The 23,346-nt window shown below is 44.7% G+C and carries 17 protein-coding genes; 3 read left to right on the top strand and 14 right to left on the bottom strand.

Annotated elements, in window-relative coordinates:
- Positions 1–26: 26 nt before the first annotated feature.
- On the bottom strand, positions 27–170 hold the full coding sequence (locus tag ACX6CI_RS15190; RefSeq protein WP_458774493.1) for a hypothetical protein: 144 nt from the start codon (positions 168–170) through the stop codon (positions 27–29).
- A 303-nt stretch (positions 171–473) separates the two neighbouring features.
- On the opposite strand from ACX6CI_RS15190, the gene ACX6CI_RS15185 reads away from it, so the two are divergent.
- The gene (locus tag ACX6CI_RS15185) at positions 474–2,084 is read left to right on the top strand and encodes a hypothetical protein (protein WP_458774492.1); all 1,611 of its coding nucleotides are present in this window, start codon (positions 474–476) and stop codon (positions 2,082–2,084) included.
- Positions 2,085–2,166: 82 nt separating this feature from the next.
- On the opposite strand, the gene pyk is transcribed toward ACX6CI_RS15185, so the two are convergent.
- Entirely contained in the window at positions 2,167–3,966 is a 1,800-nt protein-coding gene (gene pyk / locus ACX6CI_RS15180) for a pyruvate kinase (RefSeq protein ID WP_458774491.1), read from the bottom strand.
- Positions 3,967–4,207: 241 nt separating this feature from the next.
- On the opposite strand from pyk, the gene ACX6CI_RS15175 reads away from it, so the two are divergent.
- Positions 4,208–4,822 (top strand): hypothetical protein, encoded by a 615-nt coding sequence (locus tag ACX6CI_RS15175; RefSeq protein WP_458774490.1) that lies wholly within the window; start codon positions 4,208–4,210, stop codon positions 4,820–4,822.
- Positions 4,823–4,876: 54 nt separating this feature from the next.
- On the opposite strand, the gene ACX6CI_RS15170 is transcribed toward ACX6CI_RS15175, so the two are convergent.
- From ACX6CI_RS15170 to ACX6CI_RS15120, 11 genes are all read right to left on the bottom strand, one after another.
- Positions 4,877–5,770 carry a DMT family transporter gene (locus ACX6CI_RS15170; protein WP_458774489.1) on the bottom strand — a complete coding sequence of 298 codons (894 nt, stop codon included), beginning with the start codon at positions 5,768–5,770 and terminating at the stop codon, positions 4,877–4,879.
- Positions 5,771–5,839: 69 nt separating this feature from the next.
- Positions 5,840–7,936, bottom strand: coding sequence for a chloride channel protein (locus ACX6CI_RS15165; RefSeq protein WP_458774488.1), 2,097 nt, complete (start codon positions 7,934–7,936; stop codon positions 5,840–5,842).
- A 451-nt stretch (positions 7,937–8,387) separates the two neighbouring features.
- The gene (aroC, locus tag ACX6CI_RS15160) at positions 8,388–9,479 is read right to left on the bottom strand and encodes a chorismate synthase (RefSeq protein WP_458774487.1); all 1,092 of its coding nucleotides are present in this window, start codon (positions 9,477–9,479) and stop codon (positions 8,388–8,390) included.
- A 294-nt stretch (positions 9,480–9,773) separates the two neighbouring features.
- Positions 9,774–10,655 carry a DMT family transporter gene (locus ACX6CI_RS15155; protein WP_458774486.1) on the bottom strand — a complete coding sequence of 294 codons (882 nt, stop codon included), beginning with the start codon at positions 10,653–10,655 and terminating at the stop codon, positions 9,774–9,776.
- Between the two features lie 28 nt (positions 10,656–10,683).
- Positions 10,684–12,078, bottom strand: a complete 1,395-nt coding sequence (sthA, locus tag ACX6CI_RS15150) for a Si-specific NAD(P)(+) transhydrogenase (protein ID WP_458774485.1) — start codon at positions 12,076–12,078, stop codon at positions 10,684–10,686.
- A gap of 290 nt (positions 12,079–12,368) precedes the next feature.
- The gene (locus tag ACX6CI_RS15145) at positions 12,369–14,417 is read right to left on the bottom strand and encodes a methyl-accepting chemotaxis protein (protein ID WP_458774484.1); all 2,049 of its coding nucleotides are present in this window, start codon (positions 14,415–14,417) and stop codon (positions 12,369–12,371) included.
- Positions 14,418–14,574: 157 nt separating this feature from the next.
- Positions 14,575–15,606 (bottom strand): ABC transporter ATP-binding protein, encoded by a 1,032-nt coding sequence (locus tag ACX6CI_RS15140; protein ID WP_458774483.1) that lies wholly within the window; start codon positions 15,604–15,606, stop codon positions 14,575–14,577.
- Entirely contained in the window at positions 15,606–16,406 is an 801-nt protein-coding gene (locus ACX6CI_RS15135; protein ID WP_458774482.1) for an ABC transporter permease, read from the bottom strand. The genes ACX6CI_RS15140 and ACX6CI_RS15135 overlap by 1 nt, the downstream gene beginning before the upstream one ends.
- Entirely contained in the window at positions 16,399–17,313 is a 915-nt protein-coding gene (locus tag ACX6CI_RS15130) for an ABC transporter permease (protein ID WP_458774481.1), read from the bottom strand. Before ACX6CI_RS15130 ends, ACX6CI_RS15135 begins: the two co-directional genes overlap by 8 nt.
- The gene (locus ACX6CI_RS15125) at positions 17,313–18,542 is read right to left on the bottom strand and encodes an ABC transporter substrate-binding protein (RefSeq protein ID WP_458774480.1); all 1,230 of its coding nucleotides are present in this window, start codon (positions 18,540–18,542) and stop codon (positions 17,313–17,315) included. The genes ACX6CI_RS15130 and ACX6CI_RS15125 overlap by 1 nt, the downstream gene beginning before the upstream one ends.
- Before the next feature lie 45 nt (positions 18,543–18,587).
- Positions 18,588–20,138, bottom strand: coding sequence for a sensor domain-containing diguanylate cyclase (locus ACX6CI_RS15120; protein WP_458774479.1), 1,551 nt, complete (start codon positions 20,136–20,138; stop codon positions 18,588–18,590).
- 380 nt (positions 20,139–20,518) lie between these two features.
- On the opposite strand from ACX6CI_RS15120, the gene ACX6CI_RS15115 reads away from it, so the two are divergent.
- The gene (locus ACX6CI_RS15115; protein ID WP_458774478.1) at positions 20,519–20,944 is read left to right on the top strand and encodes a PilZ domain-containing protein; all 426 of its coding nucleotides are present in this window, start codon (positions 20,519–20,521) and stop codon (positions 20,942–20,944) included.
- 100 nt (positions 20,945–21,044) lie between these two features.
- Here the strand turns inward: ACX6CI_RS15115 and ACX6CI_RS15110 are convergent, their stop codons facing one another.
- Entirely contained in the window at positions 21,045–23,324 is a 2,280-nt protein-coding gene (locus ACX6CI_RS15110; protein WP_458774477.1) for a carboxyl transferase domain-containing protein, read from the bottom strand.
- Positions 23,325–23,346 lie beyond the last annotated feature (22 nt).

Below are 23,346 nucleotides of genomic sequence, written 5' to 3'. Positions count from 1 at the left end.
TTCTTAAAGAGTACAGCACAGTGTCATCATTTATGTTTTCCTATATTATCTCTACCGCTGGCAGCTATATCGTCGTCAAAAAGACGCACGCATTGTAATATTTCCTGTTTTAACTCATCAAGAAGAGTTGAATATTCCTGTTTTCGAAGGAGTGCTTCCTGAGAAGACAATTTGCTCCAATAGTGTAGGGCTTTGAAACATTTATGATAATCTATACATGTTTCCCGAAAAACAGAACTACTGCGAAAAAGGTACTGAATTAACGGGCGGTAAGCAGGAAAATACTTCGATACTGTAAAGTAACTCTCATGCATAGTGGTCACCTCTTTTCTCTACCTGTTATTTATCCTTTTGATTATGAATTGATATAGTATATGGTTTTTTTTTACACCTAGTTTAGGATAACTATTTTCTGATAGCAGATGTAACGACAGATTTTTATACGAATATCATCAGCCAAACGGTTTCATTGTATGACGAAGGCAAAAACATCGATCCCATTTTTTCCTCCGGAAGAACTTTCAATCGACTCTATCCGAAATCAGCTGCAGCGCATACTGGCTAGTTCTGAATTTACTGCTACGGAAAGTCAACGAAAATTCTTAGACTTTGTCGTACTACAGACTCTTGCGGGATATAGTAGTGAAATTAAGGGATTCACAGTGGCAACCTGTGTCTTTGGCCGGGGAGATGATTTTGATCAGGCAAATGATCCCATTGTCAGTATACAGGCGAATAAATTACGACGGGCCCTGGAACGCTATTATCTGGTCGCGGGGCAGAACGACTCAGTGCATATCGACATCCCAAAAGGTACCTACGTTCCGGTTTTTACAGAGCATTCACCGTCTACTCCTGTTGTCGAATCAAGAGTGAATAGAGAGAGGTGTACGCTCACTGATGAATCGTGGCCCACAATTCTCATTCGCCCGTTTTTAAACTTAACAGGGGATAATTCTTTTAACTGGCTAGGAGCGGGTTTTGCCAGTGAACTCAGAATGGTGATGACTAAAATCAGGGATATTCTGATAATAAATGGCCATCGAGACGAAGGAGTTAAACGCTCAGTTGACACAGTTGCCAGATTTGTGCTCGATGGAGAGATTCTTAACGACATGGAGGGGCTCAAAGTGATTGTTACCTTGACAGACACTTCGAGCAACCTGCAACTCTGGTCTAAAGGTCTCAATTGTGGCATTAACCCTTCCCAGTTAGTAACTTTTCAAAAAGAAATAGTGCAGATTGTTGCAAGCCAGATAGGGTGTGAAAATGGAGTTATTGCCAATACAATTCTTAAGGACTCCATAGGTAAGGCTCCGGAGCAATTAAACACATATGAAGCCATTTTGAGATTTCTTCAATATATGCAAGCTCCAACTGAAGAAGGCTTTATACAAGCTCTGTACGGTTTGGAGCATGCCAAAAAAAATGAACCCCTGTGTAGCACCGTCTGGTCAATGCTTGCACGTCTCTATATCATTATATATTCATTTGAAATTAATGGGTTTGTTCATGGTGATGCAAAACGTAAGGCTATTATCTGTGCTGAAAAAGGGGTTCAACTTGCTCCTGATAGTCAGTTTACACATACAATTCTTGCTTTTATCAGGCTCGTAACGGGCGAAACAGTTGCTGCCCAAAAAGAGGCTCGGCTCGCCTATGAACTGTATCCTGAATCCATTGTTCTTCTCGACGCCATTGGCTATGTGATGACCTTATCCGGAGACTGGGGACAGGGAACAACATTGATCAGAAAATCAATTCAAAGAAACCCGTATTACGGTGATTATGTGCATCACGCACTTTGGGTAAATTGGGTCAAACAAGAAAACCTTGAGCAGGCCTATCAGGAAACATTGTCTTTTAGAAACCCAAATATCTTTTGGGAGCCGCTACTCAAGGCTTCAACCCTTGGGCACCTTGGTCGGGCTGATGAGGGGCGACTCTTCGCTCAGGATCTACTTGCCCTTAAACCTGACTTCCCTAGCCGTGGCCGTATTCTGATAGGTAGATTTGTAAAACATAGTAATGTTGCAGATCTTATTGCTGGTGGTCTCAAGAAGTGTGGGCTGGTGTTTGATTAAGAGGTTTTTAAACACATAGAAAAAGACGCTGGTGACCACTTTCTATAATATCTCTTACAAAGAGTGGTTTGAAACAATCTTCTCAGTAGGAGGAATTTTTAGGAACTGAGATAATTTGCAGAGCTCCTTTTTGAAGAATCCCACCCTGTGTCAGCCGTGCACCTTCAACCACTGATATAAGATCGTTTTCTTTGACTAAACCGATCTTTGTGGCGAGTTCCAATCCTCGAAAAACTGTCTGGTCACGGTCCAGATCTTCACGTATTATGAGAGGCACTATGTTTTTATAGAGTGTGGCATGGCGTGCCACATGTAATGACTTTGTCACTAGTACGGATGGTATTGTTCTGCTCCATTTTGAAAGGGCTGGATACAATTCTCCGGTGGCATCAAGTAGTAGGGTTGCAGCTGAGTTTTTAAATCCAGCAACAGCTGTGAGAACAGGGTTTGATAGATTTTCCTGTACTAAAAGATCCAGTTGTTCGGCGTCCATTTGAGAGTAGTGTTCTTCTTCTGAAATGATTGTTGCCATGGTCCGCACAACATTTACAGGATCTATTCCAGTAGCGGTTTCCTGGCTGAGCATGACGGCATCAGTACCCTCACCAATGGCTGTACTCACATCTGTCACTTCTGCACGGGTAGGTCGAGAGTTGGTGGTCATGGAGTCGAGCATCTGAGTAGCTGTGATGACAGGGGTGTTCATCTGCCAGCAGAGGCGGATGATCTCCTGCTGTATCCTTGGAACTCTTGGTGCAGGAAGTTCTACTCCCATGTCACCCCGGGCGATCATGATGCCATCAGAGACCTCTATAATGTCTTTTATATTTTTGACTGCTTCGGGTTTTTCAATTTTGGCAATAACCCGTAATTCACGCTTTCCTGATGTCTTGATATAGTTTTTGATACTGGTAATTTCATCTGCCGTTCTGACAAAGGAAAGGGCCACATAATCAACAGAGTGTTCAAGAGCCCAGTCAAGATCAGCCCAATCTTTTTCAGTAACGCTTGGAAGAGATAATGCGGTCCCTGGAAGATTAATGCCCTTAGAGGATTTAAGAACACCTCCGATAATCACTTCACAGGTCACCTCATCAGTTCCTTCTTCTATGACTTTGAGCTCAAAAAGGCCGTCATCAAGAAGAATCGGGTCTCCCTGTTTAAGATCAGCTATTATTTCAGGGGTTATTGTGGATATCCGCTCACTGGTCCCAAGTATGTCGTCCTTCTGGATGATAATCTGATCTCCGGTTGTGAGGATGATCTGATCGTTTTCCATCTTCCCTGTACGAATTTTTGGTCCACAAAGGTCCTGCAGCACAGCAATTGGTTTGTGCCATACTTTTTCTGCCTCACGAATTGTTGTAAGAGTGGCCTCGTGTTGTTCATGACTACCATGGGAAAAGTTGAGGCGCGCCACATCCATACCGGCAATAATCATCTGTTCGAGCACTTTGGGGCTATTGCTGGCAGGACCAATGGTACATACAATACGTGCTTTCTTTTTTACCCCTTGAAATCCTTGAATTTGGACTTTTCCAAGAAGTTCAAATAGAATCTTAAAATCAAGGGGCTTGGGAAGTGCTGCTACAACATTACTATGGGCTTCCAGTCGTTTGGTGACGTCTGGATTTCCTTCAGTTGAGGAGACAGTGATGATTGGCAGGTTGGGGCAAATAACCTGCATGGCCTCAAGAAATTTAAATCCGTCCCAGTGTGGCATTTGGATGTCGCTGACAATGACATCATAGCTTTTTCCTGCAGCCAATTGGAAACCCTGGTGGCCGTTATCAACAGCATCAACTTCAAAGCCCTCTTTTTCAAGGCGCTTTTTGGTAAGCAGTTGTACAGAGGGTGAATCTTCAAGGAGTAGTATACGCATAGTTAAGGGACCTGTTCAGGGAATGGACGTACTGCTATTGGTTAATATAAAGCATATGTGAATTAAACGGGAGATTGCAAATGAAAAAGGCACGTTTGTTATCTTACAGATGGAGTCGTTTGCTCAATGTACAGAATCTAAATGATAACTATTGCCTGATGTAAACATGTGAGTATCTTTGTCTAAGTGAAAAGAGGATCAAGGCTCGATAAAACAAAAAATAGCTATAAGGGTGCAGAGTATGAAAAACTATTGGAAGAGTGGTGTTTGTGGACTTGTATTGATTAGTGTGATGATTTTCAGCGGGTGTTCACAGAAATCAATGCAGGGCGCAGGAAAAGGGGCGGCCGTTGGTGGCGCTGCAGGTGCTGTTGGAGGAATTGTTTCTGCACTGGTTTTTGGGGGCGATGTAGGCGAGGCTGCGGCTAGAGGTGCGGTATGGGCAGCAAGTACAGGGGCGGTGACCGGTGGCATTGCAGGAGCCCAGGCTGATAATGCTCAGAAAGCCAAAGAAAAAGCGGCTAAAGAAGCGAACTTGAAAATACAATTGGGTGATGATGCCTATAGTGGACTTGTAGCCCTTGCAGAATGTAAGCATGAGGTTGCACTAGGGTATGCAAGGTCGAGCAGTCAGTCAAAGAACAAAGATTTCGCGCTCGCTGGCCTTTGGCTTGAGGTTCTTACAGAGGCGGATCGGCAGCAGCCTGAGAAAGCGCGCCTGCTTTTTCCTGAATTGATTAAGCAGGATGCAAAGGTTAGGAGTACGGAAGATGCTGAAAAAATAATGGTTAGTGCAAAGGCTAAGTTACAGAAAGTTCGTAATGATCATAACCTGAAGGCTCGTTGCCAGTCATAAAACTAGAGAGGTTAATAACCTGTGAGTTTATGACGTCTTGTTGAGTAAGAAAAACTACAGCTTCTGATGTGCGGGGCTGTAGTTGGTAAGCCATACACCTGTCAGGATGAGTATGCCTCCTGTGATGACGATGGGTTTTACAGCCTCATTAAGAATGAGCCATGATAGAAGAACAGAAAAGACAGGTACCAGATTGATAAAAATTCCTGTCCGGGCGGCCCCAATTTTTCGTATGGCATGGTAGTAGAGGGAGAAGCCTATTGCTGTTCCTCCAACGCCCAAGAATAAGAGACTGAGCCAGCCAGGTAGAGTGATATTGGTAAGATCGCTCAGTAGTCCCTGCTGAAAAGCGGGGATTGCCAGAAGTAATGTTCCAATAATGGATGAATAGCATACAGAGGCGAGGGGACTCATGGTTTTAAGAACCTGTCGGCCGATGAGTGAGTAAGTAGTCCAACAAAGTACGCAACCAAGAAGGGCTTTTTCGCCTGGTCCAAAACCTCCAGTAAAAAGAGCGCTGGGGTGGCCATTACTAATGACTACAATGGCGCCAGTCAGGCAGGTGAGTACTCCGCAGGACTTTAATATCGTGAGACGCTCACCGAGGAAAAATGCAGCAAACATAGTTATGGCAAGGGGGTTTAAAGCGATGATCAGTGCTGCACGACCCGCTGTAATATGTTGAAGGCCATAGAAAAAACACACATTGTAGCCAAATACACCGGATAATCCCAACAGAAACAAGGGCAATATGCACTTAACGGGCGGTATTGGAATCTTGTTCTCCGTGTATATAACAACAGGTATGAGAGCGAGTGAAGCGATAAAAAAACGCAAAAATGCAGAGTCCACAGGATGTACTGTTTCACCGAGCAATCTGCCCGCGATAAAGGTTCCACCCCAGAGAAACATAGTGAACACAAGGGAGAGGTAGGTTCTAAAAAGCATATGTATTCACTTACCAGTCCCTGACTCCATTATGTACAATGGCGCCAGGGTGGGATTGACTACTGAACCCTATTGGGGTTGAGAGGTCTTTAGAGTACAGGTGTTAAGGATATCCTTAATACCTTCAATATCTTTGAGCCGACCGTAGACCGTGATGACATCTCCAGTCATTAGGGTGGTTGTTCCCCTTGGGATGATCATCTGGTCTCCACGCTTAATAGAAACCATATTAATGGTGTTAGGCAGTGATAGATCTTTTACCAGGGCATCATTGCAGGTGTCTTCATTTTTGAGGACAAACTCCACGTATCCATTTTCTTTTGACTTACGCAGTTCAACCTGGTGTTCAACAATTTGTCCGCGTTGTTTTCGAACAATACCAACATCATAGGCTCTTAAAATGTCGCTTCTGCTGATAAGGCCGCAAAGGGTGTTGGAGCCATCCCTTGAAATAACAGGCAAACGTGCGAGATCCCTGGGAGACATCTTCTGGATCGCCACGTAAATTGGTTCATCGGGATAGACGGTTATTGCATCTTCAACTGCGATATCTTCAACAGTCAGTCCTTTGGAGCTGAAGTTTTCTTTAGACTGCGCCCGGTGAACGTCCTGTAGGGTGACAATGCCCCAGAGTCTGTTATGGTCGGCTAAAACAGGAAATCCAAGTAGATTATTTTCCTGGAACAGCGCCATTAGTTCTGAAAATGAACTGTTTTTATGAATAGTTACAGGCTTAGACTTCATCACTTCGCTCACCTTTACTCCCTGCATGATGTCCATATCGCGACCTTCTGAGAAGCGAACACCACGTTTTGCAAGTTTCATGGTGTAGATGGATTCAGGGTGCAGCCATTGTGAGAAGTAGCTTGCTGTAACTCCTGCCACCATAAGTGGTAGAATCATGAAGTAGTCATTACTCATCTCAAAGACGATAAGCATGGCAGTCAGTGGTGCCCGAGCAGTGGCTGAGAAGAGGGCTGCCATACCCACAAGAGCAAAAGCACCTTCATTGCCGCTGATTGATGGGAAAAAGTAACCAAACAGATGTCCCATGGCCCCACCCAGCATAGCGCCTGTGAAAAGGGATGGGGCAAAAACACCACCGGAGTTTCCGGAACCAAGGGTCATGGAGGTGGCAATTGGTTTGATAAAGATAAGTGCTATTAGTATCCAGAGAGCTGCATTTCCTTGAATAGCAGCTTCAATAAATGGGAAGCCCGAGCCATACATGTGTGGAATTGGGGTATCTAGGCCAGCCCCATGGGCTCCGGAACCTGGGGGAAAGCTCAGGTTTGGCAAATTCATATATGCCATACCGAGGATACCAAGAAGTACTCCTCCAATGGCGGGCTTATATAGCTGAGGAAATTTCCAGTTATCAAAGATGTCTTCAGAATAATTCAGCATCTTCATAAACATGATTCCCACAACAGCGGCAGTTAGGCCAAGTATGAGATAAAGAATAATCTCATAGGGACTGGACATGGAGTAGGCTGGAACCTGAAAAGCAAATTTGTCGCCGATAATTGAGCGGCTGACAACTGAGGCGGATACTGCGGCAATGACCACGTTACCAAAAGCTCGCATTTGCAGACCGCACATCAAAACCTCTATGGCAAAGGCCACACCCGCGATCGGTGCGTTAAATGTTGCAGCGATTCCGGCAGCAGCTCCACAGGCGACAAGGTTTCGGATACGTTCGTCAGATAAGCGAAGTACCTGCCCGATGGACGAACCAAGGGCCGAGCCAACCTGAATAATTGGGCCTTCACGGCCAGCTGATCCTCCGGTTCCGATACAGATGGCTGATGCGGCAATCTTGGCAACTGCTACGCGGGCTCGTATGCGACCACCACGGAGGATAAGTGCCTGCATAACCTCAGGGACACCATGGCCCTTTGCTTCCTGGGCCATAAGAATGAGGGGACCGACAAGTAGGCCACCAAGAACAGGAACGACCAGATAAATCCATTTGCCGAGGAAAGGGACCGCGGATGACAGTGAGCCGTAGGCGATATCCTGTATGGCAAAAATAAGTTTAACAAAAAATACGGAGGCGACCCCGGTGGTAGCACCCACTATAACGCTGAGTATAAGTAGGAGAAGGCCTTCTGGTGGAGAAAAACGATCAAGATACCAGCTGAGCATGGGCCGTTTCGGTGTCATAACATGGGTCCGTCAAAAAATGATAATCTTCAAAAATCGCGCAAGAATATTTGTACTAAAGCATTCAATGGCAATAATTGAGTCTATAACAATATAACCCTGCTACATTAAGACTATAGCAGGGGTATGTACCTACACGAAATTCATCAATAAAAAGTGAAACACAAAAAAAACGTAGAATGAATTTCTAATGCACAAACAACAATACACCTAACCCGGGAACATGAGCAATCAAGCCGGGATAAGTGGTATTGGAAAAAATCAACTGCACGATTTTAAATAGTGTCCTGAGTTTCTTATGTTGTAGCACAGAAGTTCAGGAGCAAAGTACTAAAATAACGCAGAACCACAGAAAATAGCGTTTTTAGAGCGGAGATACAAGTAAAATATATTTGTAGACTATCAGTAATGAAAATACCAGGGCGGTCTGTTGTAAGACCGCCCTATCTGTTTAGTATGTAAGAGCTTTTCGTGATTCTTGGCGCATGACCAGATCTAGTATGACAAGGGCAGCCATGCTTTCAACGATGGGAATAGCCCGTGGGACAACACAAGGGTCGTGTCTGCCCTTTGCCTCAAGAGTTGCATTCATCCCTGCAAAATCAACAGTTTCCTGAGGGAGCGATATGGTTGCAGGAGGCTTGAAGCCAATTCGGAGAGTGATATCTTCACCATTTGAGATACCGCCCTGAATCCCACCGGAGTTGTTCGTGAGTGTACCAATTTTACCATCTTTAATGGTAAATGGATCGTTATGTTCGGAGCCTTTTTGCGTAGTACCTTCAAAACCTGAGCCTATTTCAAAGGCCTTGGTTGCGGGAATGGCAAGCATTGCCTGGGCCAATTTGGCTTCAAGCTTTTCAAAGGTGGGTTCTCCAACACCGATGGGGCAGTTGCGGATAACGCAGGAGACAACACCACCCACGGAATCACCAGCCTCTTTTAACTCTGCCACAAGAGTTTCCATCTTCTCTGCAGCCGCTGTGTCAGGACAGCGTATGATTGTCTGGTCAACGATTTCTCTAGTTAAGCTGCTCACATCAATTCCCTGGGACTCAATTTGGCCAACACTACTGACCCAGCCAACGATTTCTACACCATACTTTTCTTTAAGCACCTTAGCTGCAATGGCACCAGAGGCAACGGAGCCGATGGTTTCCCGGGCACTGGACCTTCCGCCGCCGGAAGAAGCCCTGATCCCATATTTCATCTGATAGGTAAAATCAGCGTGCGAGGGCCTTGGGATATTGCTCATATCGCCATAGTCTTTTGGGCGTTGGTCTTTATTGGCAACCTGCAGTCCGATAGGCGTTCCCAGGGTTTTGCCGTTTTCAGTGCCGGAGAGTATGATAACTTGATCAGCTTCCTGTCTATCGGTTGAGAGAGCGCTCTGGCCAGGGCGTCTTCTTGAGAGTTGTGGCTGAATATCTTCTTCGGTAAGGCTAAGGCCAGGAGGGCAGCCATCTACAACAACACCTACTGCCTTACAATGTGATTCACCAAACGTTGTAACTCGAAACAGGTTTCCAAAACTACTCGACATGGATAGAACTCCTCTTTATTTGTGATGGGTGCAAACTGTGTAGAGTGCCCAGGACCCAAATTGTTTGTGTATGTTAGTGCCTTAATCCTGAATTACATATATCAAATACAAAAAAAATCCGAAACTCGAGTTGAGGTTGTGAACTTAATTGTACCATCAAGGCACGTATCCCGGCTTATTGAATTGTTGACCGGGGTGAATAATCCAAGTTGCTTTATGATGTGTACTAAATACTCTTTTGTAAAGTTGCTCTTTTACGGAACATTTGCCCTGCAGTTGTATTGTTTGCCATATTTAGCGGAGTGAGTGGTGTTTTGATTCCAGAAATTGGCTTCGGCTATAGATAAATAGTCCGATTGAGCAACCGGTGATACCAGCTAATTCAAAGTTGTTAAGTGTTTCTCCTAAGATGATCCATGCAAGTAGAGCAGTCGTCACCGGTACAACCGACATATAGATAGATACAGTAATTGTACCTAAATGTCGGATGGCAAAGGTGGAGCACATCAGGGCAAAAATATTTACAAGAATTCCCTGGTAAAAGGATTGGCTGAGAATATCGACCATGTCAGCTTCAAATAGATTCGTTGGAAAGACAAACCAGAGCGGAATAAAGAGGGCTACATTGACAACAGGCACTGTTACGAGAACGTCCTTCCAGTCAAAGTGCCACAATTTGAGGCAGACCATGTGCACGGTGTAAAAAATGGCTGCCGAAAGGAGTAGGAGGATGCCGCCGATATGGGTAAGGGAAAAGGTATCTCCTCCCGCCATAACAAAGTTGGCGAAAAAGATGATGAAAATTGCAATATATCGCATCCGGGAGACACTCTGTGAGAGTACAAACCATGCTGCGATTGCCCCAAAAATTGGCAGCATCCCGTTGACGAGAACACCAGCATGGGCCGCTTTTAGCTCCTGAAGTCCATAGAAGCTCGCCATGGTATAGGGAAAACCGATGCCGAGACCCACGAGAAGATACTGGGGAATGGTGAATTTGGACCAGTTGTGTCTCAGGATAAGGGGTGAAACAAAGATAAGTGCAGTTAAATAACGGAGCAGTGTAATATCTGCGGGCTGCAAGCTTGAGTGAACGCCATACCTGGAGATAGTAATCCAGCCGGACCAGATACAGACAATCAGCATGCAGGCAAGATGGGCCCTTAGTAAAATCATGGAAATATCCTGCCTGTACTTTGGTCTGCTAAATCTGGTTTGATGCAGAAAGAGCTGCGATTTTCAGGGCTTCACTATATGTTGGGTAGTTAAATATATTGTCTATAAATATATCGATTTTGTCATTATGAAACAGTGCCATCTGGGCAATATGGATAATCTCAGTGGCACCTCCCCCAAGAATATGCACCCCCAGAATCTCGCGGGTGTCCTTATGGACAATCATTTTTAGCATCCCCTCTGATTCTCCGGAAATCTGGCCCCGGGGCAGCTCATGGTACATACACTTGCCAATAACAATTTTATAATCGAGTTGTCTGGCCTCTTCTTCGGTTATGCCGACATAAGAAATTTCGGGAATGGTATATATACCAAAGGGAAATATAGTTGGGAAGGATTCAACACGACTTTTTAATGCATTCAGTGCCGCAAGACGCCCCTGAACAATTGAAGTTGCTGCAAGACTGGGCCAACCAATAACATCACCAACCCCATAAATATGACTGGACGAGGTCTGGTAGAGATCATTCACTTCAATGTAGTGATATTGGTTCAGTTTTATCCTGGCATTCTCAATGTTCAGACTAGCTGTGTTGGCTTCACGGCCAAGGGCAAAAAAGAGGCATTCAGCACTATAGCTGAGGCCATCCGCCAGGGTGACCTTTGCGCTATTTTCCGTTTTTTCAACAGTGAAGTCTCCACAGTTGCTAATATACTCGACATTACCCTTAGGAAAGTTTTTCTGCAGTTGTTCACTAATTTCCTGATCGAGGAATTTCAGTAAACGCTCTCCCCTGTCAAATAGAGTGACTTTTACTCCGAGTGCAGCAAAAATAGTGGCATATTCTGAACCAATAACTCCGCCACCAAGAATGATGAGGGATTTTGGTATGTTCTTCATACTAAGAATCGAGGTGGAGTCGACTATACTTTCATGGTCAAATGGAATCTCCGGTGGATTCCTGGGTTGTGACCCGGTGGCTATGAATATCTTCTCCCCATACACCTCAATGGTTGTATCGGTTGCGACCTGTCTGATCTGTAATGTATGAGGATCAACAAATGAGGCATTTCCCCGGATTATTTCAATGCCATTACGTTGAAGCTTTGCATTAATTATAGAGTGCTCCTGTTGCCGAACATCATGGAGGCGTTGCTTGAGTCTCTCCATGGATATCTCGGCATCCTGTGTTGAACAGTAGTCTTCTTCGAAAACTTTTCGTTTCAGATGTCCTGTGAGATGGAGCACTGCTTCCCGAAGGGTTTTGCTGGGGAAGGTCCCTGTATTGACACAAACACCACCAAGAGATCCTTCTTTTTCGAGAACGAGGACTTTCTTTTTTGATTTTGCAGCAGTCATTGCAGCCGCCATACCTGCAGGACCTGAGCCAATAACTATGAAGTCGTACTGTTCTTTTGTCATGGGAGTATGTTGTAGCTTAAGGGTTCATGTTCTAGGGATTCATTGCGTTGTTATGCAATGAATAGGCTCACAGTATCTCAACCTGATATATGTAAGATTCAGGAGGATAGATAAAATATGACCTGACAAAAAACTCTATTCATCCAGTGGTGAGTATCAAACAGGGGGACACGTATAATATATTATTATTACACCTTATATTGCTATCATAAAGCACAGCAATAAGCAAATGATTCGGGAGAGGTGGGCAATCCTCCGGCCAGTGGATGTGGGCCGGAGGATTGTGGAGGTTAAATCTTGAACTGAGAGATGAGAGCTGTCAGCTTATTGGAGAGCTCTTTCAGGTCTGCTGCAGAATCCCTGACCTGGAGGCTGCTGTTTTTAACTGCAATGGAGGTGTCTTTAACCTGGTCGACACCCTCTGAGAGCAGATTGGTCATCTGGCTGCTACTGGCAACATTTTCATTAATTTCGGCTATTCCAGTTGATGCCTGGTTTACATTGGCAACAATTTCAGAGGTGGTGATCGACTGTTCTTCCACAGCTGTAACAATTGTTGTCACAATTTCATTGACCTCTGAGATAACAGCGGTGATCGATTCAATGTCTTTGACTGTTTCACCGGTCTGGTTCTGAATTTCGTCAATGGCCAGTTTTATCTTACCAGTGGCAGATGCAGTTTCCCGAGCAAGATCTTTTATCTCATTGGCGACTACGGCAAAGCCTTTTCCAGCTTCTCCTGCTCTTGCAGCCTCAATGGTGGCATTAAGGGCAAGAAGGTTTGTCTGCTCAGAAATTTCTGTAATAGTTTCGGTGACAGTGCCTATTGACTTTGCTGCTTCTCCAAGGTCCATCACACCTGCGTGGGATTTTTGTGCACTGACAACTGCATTTTCTGTGGTGACTCTGGCTCTGGCAGAGTTTTCTGCAATTTCCTGGATGGTGTTGCCCATCTCTTCAGAGGCTGAAGCAATCGTGTCAAGATTGACTGTGGATTGCTCCATGGCGGCTGAAACGGAGTTCATATTATCTGAAACCTCAGCGGCATTTTTAGCTGCTTGATCAGAAATGCTGGTGGTGGAATCGGCGTTCTCGAGCATATGGGTGGATATGTCATCAAGGCCATCAGATGCATCTCCCAACGCCTTGGATGAGTGAACAATATCTTCGAGCATCTCTTTTGCCCTCATGGTCATTTGCCCAAGAGCATTGGTAAGCTGTCCAATGGCATCGTCGGTATTTGAAGAAAAGGTAATGGTATAATCTCCCTCTCCCACAAGAGTGCTCTTTTCGGCAAGCTCCCGTAGCGGCTTGTTGATTGATCGAACGAGGAAGAAGGTGAGTATGACACCCGCTCCAACAACCACTAGCCCTACGAGAAGGTTGTTTGTGAGCATTTTAACATCAAGGCCTGCGATGAGGTCCTTACGCTCAAGGCCTACGCCTAAGAACGCATCGAATTCCTCAAGATATTGTATATACGCTGCCTTGGGGATGCCATCCAGCTTGTAGTCGAGAAAGCCCTCTTTGTGTTCTTTAAAATCGGGAACCTCTTCAAAGAGGTTCTTTGTCATTGTTGGGTGACTAAGGATGTCACCATTTGGTTTGTATAAGAAAAAATATCCAGGGCCTATTTTAGTCTCTGAAATGAAGTGTTGTAATTCATCACTTAACATTGGCTGGCCAACGAAAAGCGCGCCAACTACATTGTCATCAATGTCGCGTAATGGTGCATAGGTTGTGAGTTGCCATTCCTTGACAACAAAGGCCCTTCCATTAAAGACTTCTCCGCTTAAAAGTGATTTGTAGACGGGGCTGTCAGAGGGAATATAGGTTCCTGTCGCTCGTTTACCTTCAAGGGTTTTAACAGTTGTGGCTATTCTCAGGAGTTTATCATCCACCAGTTGGAAAATTGTGGCTGAGGAACCACCTATTTGTTCAATCTTGTCTACTAGGTCATAATTGTTATTGAGGTAGCTGATGCCGACTTGAAGTTGAGGGATTTTTTTAGAGATGGTGTCTTTTGTGATTTGGTTAGTTAGTTTTTGCTCGATCATATTACCGTCGTCGAGCATAATCCCACCTTTGGTCCTTAATTCTCCTTTGAAAAGTTGAAGGTCTCCCATCAGTTTTTTACGTGATGAATTTGTATACATGCTAAAAGAATTCATTACAGCTTTATGGGTATCTTCTATTGCAGCTTCACCGAGGGCGTAAAGCCCCTGGTTTGACATTCGTACACCATTTCCTGAGGTTATGAGAATGGAAGTGACAGAGATAAAGACAACCGCTATAAACAGTTTTGTCGTAAATTTGATGGTTTGTAATTTCTTGAACAATTTCTTCTCCAAATTGATTGTTAATGGATGCTACCCAAAGGGAGTTAACATTTATGAAACCAATTATAGGGGCATGGAAAAAAAAGTGTTAGTAACTAAAAGAGATTTTTGAAAAAAATCCTGTTTAATGCTACCAGCGACTTCGTAGTTAAAGGAATTATTCCCGGTCGTCTTGAAAGAAGTGTATTTTGTCTTTAGACAGGCTCAGCCATACCTGTGGGTGTTGGCTGAGAGAACTGGTGGGAGAGAGTACTGTAAACGTCCGTGTCTGCAGTTTTACAACAAGTCGCGTAAGTGGGCCTTCAAAGTGACGTTCTATTATATTTCCAGGGATTGCTCCTTGGATTTTTTTTTCTGAAAGGGTGATATCTTCAGGTCGGATTATTGCTGTGCAATGAGCATCATCCTCGTGATTTACAGGGATCTGTATATTATCACTAAAGAGTATATTGTCCTTCGTCCTGCCTGACATTACATTGGGATTACCAAAAAACTCTGCCACCTCAGGAGTTTTTGGAGTGGAAAACAGTTGCTCGGGTGAGCCGACTTGTACGATTTTACCACCAAGCATTAAGGCGATTCTATCGCTGATGGAGAATGCTTCACTCTGGTCATGGGTAACAAAGAGCATGGTTGTTTTTGTTTCTTGTTGCAGCTCGCGAACGAGGCGTTGCATCTTCCTGCGAAGGTCGGCATCAAGGCTGCTGAAGGGCTCATCTAAGAGTAATATAGATGGTTCTAGAACAAGTGCCCGTGCAAGAGCTACCCGCTGCTGTTGTCCTCCTGAAAGGTCGCTTGGCATTTTGTGTCCAAGGGCAGGTATACCGGTGAGCTCCATGACCGCACGGGTCTTCAACTCTAATTGATTCGAATCTAATTTTTGAACCTTTAAGCCAAAACTAATATTGTCAAAGACATTAAGGAAGGGGAATAGAAGAGGTTTTTGAAAGAGTAGAACTATGTCCTTTTTTTCTGCCAAACGGTGGGTAACATCTTTCCCGTCAATGGAGATTGATCCATTTATTGGAGCTGCAAGTCCTGCAATGGATTTTAACAGACTTGTTTTTCCAACTCCGCTTGGACCGAGCAGTGACAGGAGTTCACCGTCCTGCACATCCAGGGTCAGCGTTTTGATAATTGTATTCTTGCCATAACCGATATCTATACTATCAAGTTTTAGATTTCCCATCAGCGCATTCCCCTTAAACTGCGTTTGCCGAGGTAATGAGCACTTGCCAATAAGAGGCATACAACCGGTAATATAAAGACAAGACTGACGGCGGAAGCGACCGGTCGATCGCCACTGTCCATCAAGGAAAAAAGTAGAATTGGCAGGGTGAGAATTTTTCCGCCTCCTATAATCAGGGAACAGAGATACTGTGACCAGGAGAGTAAAAAGCTAAAAAGGGCGGCTACGGTTATTCCCGGTAGAACCATTGGTATAGTAACCTTTTGTAAGGTTTGTATTCTTGATGCTCCAAGCGTACGGGATTGAGCCTCAAAATCAGGGTTAAAATCAGCGAAAACTCCCCAAAGAACAAAAATGGTGTAGGGGAGGCAGAAGGTGAGGTGGACCAGGACAACACCAGTTATGGTTTCGGTGAGACCGAGTTGTAGAAACCAGAGGTGCAGGCCCATGGATGTTGAAAGTGGGGGAACGACAATGGGAAGCAGAAGAATGATAACACAGATTCGTTTTCCGGGGAATTGGTAGAGACCAAGAGCTCTTCCTGCTGGAACTCCAAAAAGTAGAGAAATCGTCATTGTCAGAAAAGCGACTCCAAAGCTTGCCCAAACCCCGCTTATAATCTGTGTTCCTGTCGTCGAGAAAATATAGTGCCAGGCACGAAGTCCAAATTGTTGAGGGATTATGGCGGGGAAGAACCATTGCTTAGAGACAGACCATAGTAGTAGAGGTACAAAGGGTACAAGGACTGCCAGAAGGATAAGGGTAAGTATAGTATGCTGAGCCTGTAGTCGTTTACGCATTACTTTTGAGTGTCCTGGAAGTCATACGTTCAGCAAGGAGAACGGAGATAATAACAATAACAGCAATGATCAGGCCAATTCCGATCCCTTCAGGGCGGGAGAGCAGGTCAATGTCGCTGTAGTTTTGATATGCCCAGACAGGCAGGGTCAGCGGATAGGTTTTACCGAGGAGGTAGGGGATTTCAAATGCACCAAATGTGAAGGCAAAAACAATACAACAGGCCCCGCTGAGGTTAGGTCCTATAATGGGTAGGGTGATGTAACGAAATCGCTGTAATGGTGTGGCTTTTAATGTGGCTCCCACCTCATGGAGTTCGTTGCCCATATTTTTCAAAACAGCAAGTAGCATCAGGGTGATAAATGGTATCTCCTTCCAGACATAGACCAGAATGATACCAAGGGACCAGTTATCATTTACTAAGATGGGAAATGATGATTGTATCTCCGGCCCAAAGATGGATGTGAGCAGGCGTGTAACCATTCCACTTGGAGCAAGAAGAAAGATTACTGAAATACCGATCACAAGGTGGGGGGCCGCGAGAGGAATTTGCAGGAGGAAATGGATGATCGTATTATTTCCTGCCCAGCGGTTAATGGCAAGGGCCAGAAAGATACTGACAATTGCAGCAATAAGGGTCGACGTGAGAGCGATATAAAGGGTGAGACCAAGGCTTGTGAGAAAGTCCGGGTCTGTTATAACACCTTTAAAATGTAGTATGTTGAGATTGTCCAGTCCACCTGTTGGGTTCCAGCCAAGGGCCTGGAACAACCCCAGGAGCAGACCGCCTCCAAAAAGAAAGGCGACTACCACAAGAGCCGGGCCCAAAAGTAACACAAGTTGAAACAGAGGGGCACTGCTTGGTGGATTGGAAATGACGGTCTTTTTTTCTGGATTCAATCTGCTCATTATCTGTTTCTAAGAACCTGTTTTTGCCACCCCTTTTCAAGGAAAATAAGGATTTCAGATGGCGGCTCAGGGAGCTGGTGCGCTTGCAGTTCACTGTCGCTTAGAGTCGCTACGCCTTTTTGCAGGTTGTTAAATTCGATCTGCCATTCCGGTGATAGTTTTTCAAGGTGTATTACGGGAAAGTCACCCCACACTTCACCTTTTGCTTTTTCAAGCTGTGCTTCGGGAGATAGAAGGAAGTTTGCAACGACCATGGCTCCACTTTTGTCTTTGGCATTAAAGGGGATGGCAACAAAGTGGGTGTTACTGATGGTTCCGCTGTCAAAGACGTAGGTACGAACTGTATCTTTAAAAATGCCATCTTTGATATTCTGAGAGGCTGATCCCTGTTGGTAGGAAAACGAAAAATCTATTTCATTGTCGGCAAACAAGGTATCCATTTTAACAGGAGATTCCGGATAGGTTTCGCCCCCTCGCCAAAGAGAGCTTTTGATATCACGTAATATTGTAAAGGTTGCATCTGCTCCGTCTGCTAAATCAGCTTTACTATAGGGCTCCTGCCACACCTGGCTGGAGCCTGTAGCGTGATAAAAGATATGTCGGATAAAGGCAGAACCTGTGAAGTCGGGTGGCGCAGGGTAGGTAAACCGTCCCGGATTTTCTTGTATCCAGGTGAGGAGATCCGGAATACTTTGGGGAGGATGTGGTGTTCTGGCGCTGTCGTAGATCATCACCAGTTGTGAACTTCCCCATGGGGATTCAAAATTTTCGACAGGGGTGCCGAAATCACTTTTAAGAGCAGGACTGTCTAAATCAAGATTATCTGCATTGGGTAGCGTATTGGTAAACGGGCCGTGGAGAAGTTCAAGTTTTTTACATGTTCTGAAATTCTCGCCATTTATCCACATGAGATCAACACTGCCATCAGTAATTTTCCCGGCCTGCTTCTCAACGGCAATCTTGCTGACGATCTCAGCTATATCCTTAACCGGAACCTGGCGAAGTGTAATCCCAAAACGTGTTTGTAATTCAGTTGTAAGGTATCCATTGACATAGCTGTTAACAGCAGGAGAACCACCCCACATATACCAGTCAACGGTTTGGCCTTTGGCTTGGTTGAGGGTTTCCTGCCATGTTGTATCAGACTTTGCCAGGGCTTTATCTGCAAGTGAATGAAAGAGAGAATATAAAGAGAGCGCGAAAATGAATAGGCAGGTTTTTAAGTTCATACTGAAATCTTAGGTCTATGGGGAATAAAAGGCCTGCAGCGTATGTTATGTGGCTGTAGACTCTGGATCAGAAAGTTGAAGGGATGTTACCATATTACGGCCATTTTCCTTGGACATGTAGAGTGCTCGATCTGCGGCGCTGATGATGAGACTTGGTGAAATTGTATCTCCAGAAGTATAATGGGCGCCTCCGCAACTGATTGTAACCTTGATAGAATGATTCTCTACTTCAGTTGAGACGGCGGCAACACAGCGCCTGAGTCTCTCTGCAAAAACCTTCATTCCAGTAAAGTTGGTTTCAGGTAAAATGACAGCGAACTCTTCTCCACCGTATCTGGCAATAATGTCACTTGGCCGAACAGCCTTTGTGATTGCCTGGGCCATATTGATGAGGACCTGGTCACCTGCAGGGTGTCCATAGGTATCGTTAACTTTTTTGAAATGATCTATGTCAAAGAGCAGTAGCGCTATGGGGTGACCGTAACGTTCAACCCTTGCAATCTCTTTTGCAAGTATTTCCTGGAAATAGCGGTGGTTGTATAAATTGGTCAGACCATCACGAAAGGCGAGCTTTTCAAGTTTGCTGTTAGCATTGCGCAGCTCAGTTGCAAAAGTTTCAGCCTTTGCCTTGCTCTCTTTTAATTCAAGTACCAGCTGTTCGTATGAGAGGTTGAGCTTACCTAACTCATCATTGGCCTCTTGAAGCATTTGTGAGTAGGGTTTGATATCACCAGGATCGATTTCAAATATGTTTAATATCTCTATACTTTGCGTTGCAACAGTGTCAAGCAGCTCCCGTGTTTTGTCAGAATCCATGGAAAAGAAGGACTCTAGCTTTTCCTGGAGTTGTCTCACATTTTGAGCTGTTTCCTTATTGGTGTATATGGCTGATAACAGGTTTGCAACATCAAGGATGGATGATTTCTGGAGAATGTCACTGGGTGCCCGGTCCGGTTCATGGTGATAGCGAATAGGCTCAGTGATAGAATTTGGAATACCCCAGTCTTCAAGAAGCAGTGCTCCAAAATATTGATGATCAAACTGGAAAAAATCTCTTTCAGCCTTCATGAGGCAAAGGGAGTCATCATTGACAGCTTTTTTAATCAGGTCTACGTAACTTGCTCCCTGGCTGAGATATAAAACAAGCACACCAATATCCTGCAGAAGAGCGGTAACGAAAATATCCTCATCTTTTCTGCCAATTGCTTCAAAAACGAGTTCTGCAGCAACAGCTGTTGTTACAGAGCGTCTCCAGAAATAATCGAAATTAAAGTATGATTCTTCAGTGTTTTTGAGGTCTGCTGCAATAACAAAGGAGAGTGCGATGTTTTTTATTACATTGGTTCCAAGAACTGCAAGGGCACGACTTATATTCCTTATTTCATTGGGAATAGCATAGAAACCTGAATTTGCCAGGCGCAGCATTTTACTGGTGAGTGCGGGGTCTGCAGAAATAATTTTTTCCAGGTCATCAAGGGAAAAATCTTCTTTTTGCACTGTACTTAAAATCTGGACAGCAATGGCCGGAGGCGAAGGCAGGTTGACCTTATTGTCAAGTAATTGCCAGATTTCTTCGTTTGAAACAGTATACGTCATTGTTATTCCTGAATGAGGGGTGAATGTGCTTTAAATAACATATCTTGAATATCGATAATTGTAAATAAATTAACAGTATGAGTCGCATCGTTTGCTTGTCTTTAGGGTTTTGTAAAGGACCGTAATTCTGAATCTTCTGTGGTTACGAGAACTTGAGAGGGGAACAGTGTGAATAGGTGTGCTTATGAGTAGATTGTGGTTAATAAATGTTGGGTCCTGCGAAGAAAATATGACAGCTCCAGTTTGAATTTTTTGATTTTCAGATGTACCTTTATAGGTAAGGATTACAATTCTTACTCATTTCTATAATACTGTTTGATGTGCAGATGGATATGCAGTTGTCGAATGGTTTACCGTAAATTTGTTGGAAGGAGGATCTTATGGCATCGAGCTGGGACAAAATTCCTTCTATCCCAAACCTTTCTGTTGATTGGGATTATGAACCAGAAAATTCACTTGGCAAGCGAATGTGGAAAAGACTGATGCAAAAGGATTTACATCGGCTCTTTGGTGTAAAACATACCCCTGTAAAAATGATCACAGCCCAGTCAGAGATGCGGGGACGTTTGGTTGACATCAGTCAAAAAGGACTTGGTATTATCTTCGATGGAGCTCTTGAAAAAGGTGCAAATGGTAAAATTGGTTTTCATCTCGGTAAGGAGACTATCGTGTCACAGGCAGTGACTAAAAATAGCGTACGTGTTGCCGCAAACCACAGGGTCGGGATGGAGTTTGTTGACCTGCCTCAGAAAGTCGAGGAGTATATCGTTCAGCTGGTATCAGCAGAAAGTTATGGGCAGGGATAGTGTTATCAGTGCAAAGTGATTTTAGATAGTGAAAAACATGGATAAAAGATAGAAGAAAGGCCCTGATCTCTTAGAGATCAGGGCCTTTTGTCTGCGCTTGTTATTGCCTGTAATAAAGGCTGGGACTTCCCATGGTGAGGAGTGCCTTGTGCAGGTTGCGTCTGAATTCCCTTCTATCCCAAATGCCTTGTATATGACCGCGTTTAAGGGCATTCCGTGCTGAGTGATAATCAGGTGGAATATCATCACCAGTTGTTTCACGGATAACTCTTGGACCAGCAAATCCAACCCGACTGGAACGGATGGCAAACTGATATGGAGAGCAACCAAGAAATGATGCCAGTGGTCCCGCATAGGAGTTGTTGTCATACACAACAAGGTATAATCCACCGGAGTCAATATATTCCCTGACAGCCATGGTACATTTTGGCATCTGGGTCACACCGAGGGTTCCCTCCTGGATTCTAATCCCACCCGTGGTGTGAATATAGGCCATGAATGGACGTTTCTTTCGCTTGGCAAGAGCACAGGCCTGGGCGAATTTCTCCCCTTCTGCAGATCCTACAGTACCGTTACGAAAATCTGAGTAGAGCATTGCGACAATGATCTGTATCCCATTAATTTTCGCATGGAAGGTCATATTTCCTGAGCGTTGACCTGTCTTGGTCTGGGCTGCCCGCAATCGTTCTGTAAAACCGGTGTAGTTCAGTGGGTTTCCAGAGGTGATGTCAGTGTTAAATTGTCTGATAGAACCCGGATCAAAAATGTTTTCCAGGTACCACTGGTGCTCCAGTGGGAAGTGGTGTCCACAGGTCTCACAGACTCCTGCAAATTCGCCATAAAGGTCCGGAATCCATAAATCTTTACAACCTTTTTTCTCAGCATTAGGGCAACTTACAGTCCTGTCTGAATTGGCAAGGGGGCTGGTGTAGGTGTCGGTCAGTTCAAGTGGGTCTACCCGTTGAGTAGTAGAATCCTGATTGCCGTTACCTGTATAGGTGATGAGGCGTTGGGGTTTTTCTTTTTTCTTCTTGCCCCAGAGGTCTTTTATGGCAGCAAATGGTTCTTTAATCCGCTGAAGCATAACCGAACTCTCACCGGAAACATCATCGATGACCTTTCTGACCTGACGTTTATGGTTTTTCATAACGTCATAACGAAGGGAGTAATATACTTTTTCCGTCTTTACCTTGGCAAGATTGTAGACACCTTCTTCCTGCTCGGCATGACCGGAAAAGCCATTTTTGCCCATGGCCAGATATTTTTTTGAACGATTGGAGAGAAGTCGCTTGATCTCTTCTTTGTTAAGATCCCAGGAGATGGCGAGTTGAAACTCTTCTTCGTCTGCAGGTTTGTGCTTTTTACGCCTGATTTCATAGGAGCGCATAGCACTAAAGCTCTTGGTAGAGAGTACAACCTTGTCTGTTGCGCGGAGCATCTCTGCCCGTAGTTTAGCAAAAAACGAAAAATCGTCCCGTCTGGCCCCAAGGGCAGGCTCGTAAATAACCCGGTCGATGGTTTGTCGCTCTAGGTTATCTTTTGCAGTCAGTTTTAGGCGGTCGGCACACACTTCAATAAGCTCTTTTGGTACCTTGGAGCCTTCCCGAATCTTCCCTTCAATGGCTGCAGCGCCTTCAGGGGAAATAACAGAATAGTAACCGTGGGAGGCCATGATTCTGTAATCAGATAGACCAATCGCTTCAGCACCACCGGAGCCACCTTCTGATATCATGGATATCATTGGAACGCGCAGTTTTGTCATTGCATAGATGTTTCGTGCAATCTGCTGGGCAGCTCCAGACCCTTCTTCGATCGGGTATGAACCTGGGGTAAAGACATAAAAATGGATGGGGATGCCTTCAGTTTCGGCAACCTTCATGTAGCGAAGTGCTTTTTCATTGCCCTGTGGCTTACAGGATCCACCGTTTCTAAACTCTTCACCGTGGCCGGTTTCCTGGCCGATGACCATAACTGACGCGGTCACAGGTTTGTTTTTGATTCGTCTGGTGATGGTGGCTTTTGCACAAATCATAGCAGGATCAACATTGGCATCGTCTTCACCGCCAAGCTCAGTATAATCCTCGTAGACATTTTCAAGGATGTCCTTGAGGCTGAATCTTTGGATGCTGCGAACAATTCTTACCCGTTCCATGGGGGTGAGATGTTCTTCTGCCCGTTCTTCGAGGAAACTGATTGATTCATCAAGCTTTCGGAGCTCACCCGCCAGTAACTCTTCACTATATTCGTAAATATTCTGTTTGAGCTCTTCGCAGGTGATTTTAAAGCCGTCCAGGTTGCCCCAGTTAGAAAAATCTTTTATCTGCAGCAGATAGTTGATCCGCTCTTCAATTTTAAGAAGCTGTTTGAGTATTTCGTTCATTATAAAACTGTTTTGGTCTGAT

The sequence above is a fragment of the Desulforhopalus glucosivorans genome (genome assembly GCF_054397165.1).
This window is presented reverse-complemented; position numbering and strand designations above follow the sequence as displayed.

What these genes read in the sequence shown, in the direction of transcription:
- ACX6CI_RS15125 (WP_458774480.1), bottom strand. Translation starts at nt 18,542, where the DNA reads ATGAACTTAAAAACCTGCCTATTCATTTTCGCGCTCTCTTTATATTCT.
- ACX6CI_RS15155 (WP_458774486.1), bottom strand. Translation starts at nt 10,655, where the DNA reads ATGATTTTACTAAGGGCCCATCTTGCCTGCATGCTGATTGTCTGTATC.
- ACX6CI_RS15120 (WP_458774479.1), bottom strand. Translation starts at nt 20,138, where the DNA reads ATGACGTATACTGTTTCAAACGAAGAAATCTGGCAATTACTTGACAAT.
- ACX6CI_RS15170 (WP_458774489.1), bottom strand. Translation starts at nt 5,770, where the DNA reads ATGCTTTTTAGAACCTACCTCTCCCTTGTGTTCACTATGTTTCTCTGG.
- ACX6CI_RS15110 (WP_458774477.1), bottom strand. Translation starts at nt 23,324, where the DNA reads ATGAACGAAATACTCAAACAGCTTCTTAAAATTGAAGAGCGGATCAAC.
- sthA (WP_458774485.1), bottom strand. Translation starts at nt 12,078, where the DNA reads ATGACAAAAGAACAGTACGACTTCATAGTTATTGGCTCAGGTCCTGCA.
- ACX6CI_RS15115 (WP_458774478.1), top strand. Translation starts at nt 20,519, where the DNA reads ATGGCATCGAGCTGGGACAAAATTCCTTCTATCCCAAACCTTTCTGTT.
- ACX6CI_RS15185 (WP_458774492.1), top strand. Translation starts at nt 474, where the DNA reads ATGACGAAGGCAAAAACATCGATCCCATTTTTTCCTCCGGAAGAACTT.
- pyk (WP_458774491.1), bottom strand. Translation starts at nt 3,966, where the DNA reads ATGCGTATACTACTCCTTGAAGATTCACCCTCTGTACAACTGCTTACC.
- ACX6CI_RS15130 (WP_458774481.1), bottom strand. Translation starts at nt 17,313, where the DNA reads ATGAGCAGATTGAATCCAGAAAAAAAGACCGTCATTTCCAATCCACCA.
- ACX6CI_RS15135 (WP_458774482.1), bottom strand. Translation starts at nt 16,406, where the DNA reads ATGCGTAAACGACTACAGGCTCAGCATACTATACTTACCCTTATCCTT.
- ACX6CI_RS15140 (WP_458774483.1), bottom strand. Translation starts at nt 15,606, where the DNA reads ATGGGAAATCTAAAACTTGATAGTATAGATATCGGTTATGGCAAGAAT.
- aroC (WP_458774487.1), bottom strand. Translation starts at nt 9,479, where the DNA reads ATGTCGAGTAGTTTTGGAAACCTGTTTCGAGTTACAACGTTTGGTGAA.
- ACX6CI_RS15165 (WP_458774488.1), bottom strand. Translation starts at nt 7,936, where the DNA reads ATGACACCGAAACGGCCCATGCTCAGCTGGTATCTTGATCGTTTTTCT.
- ACX6CI_RS15175 (WP_458774490.1), top strand. Translation starts at nt 4,208, where the DNA reads ATGAAAAACTATTGGAAGAGTGGTGTTTGTGGACTTGTATTGATTAGT.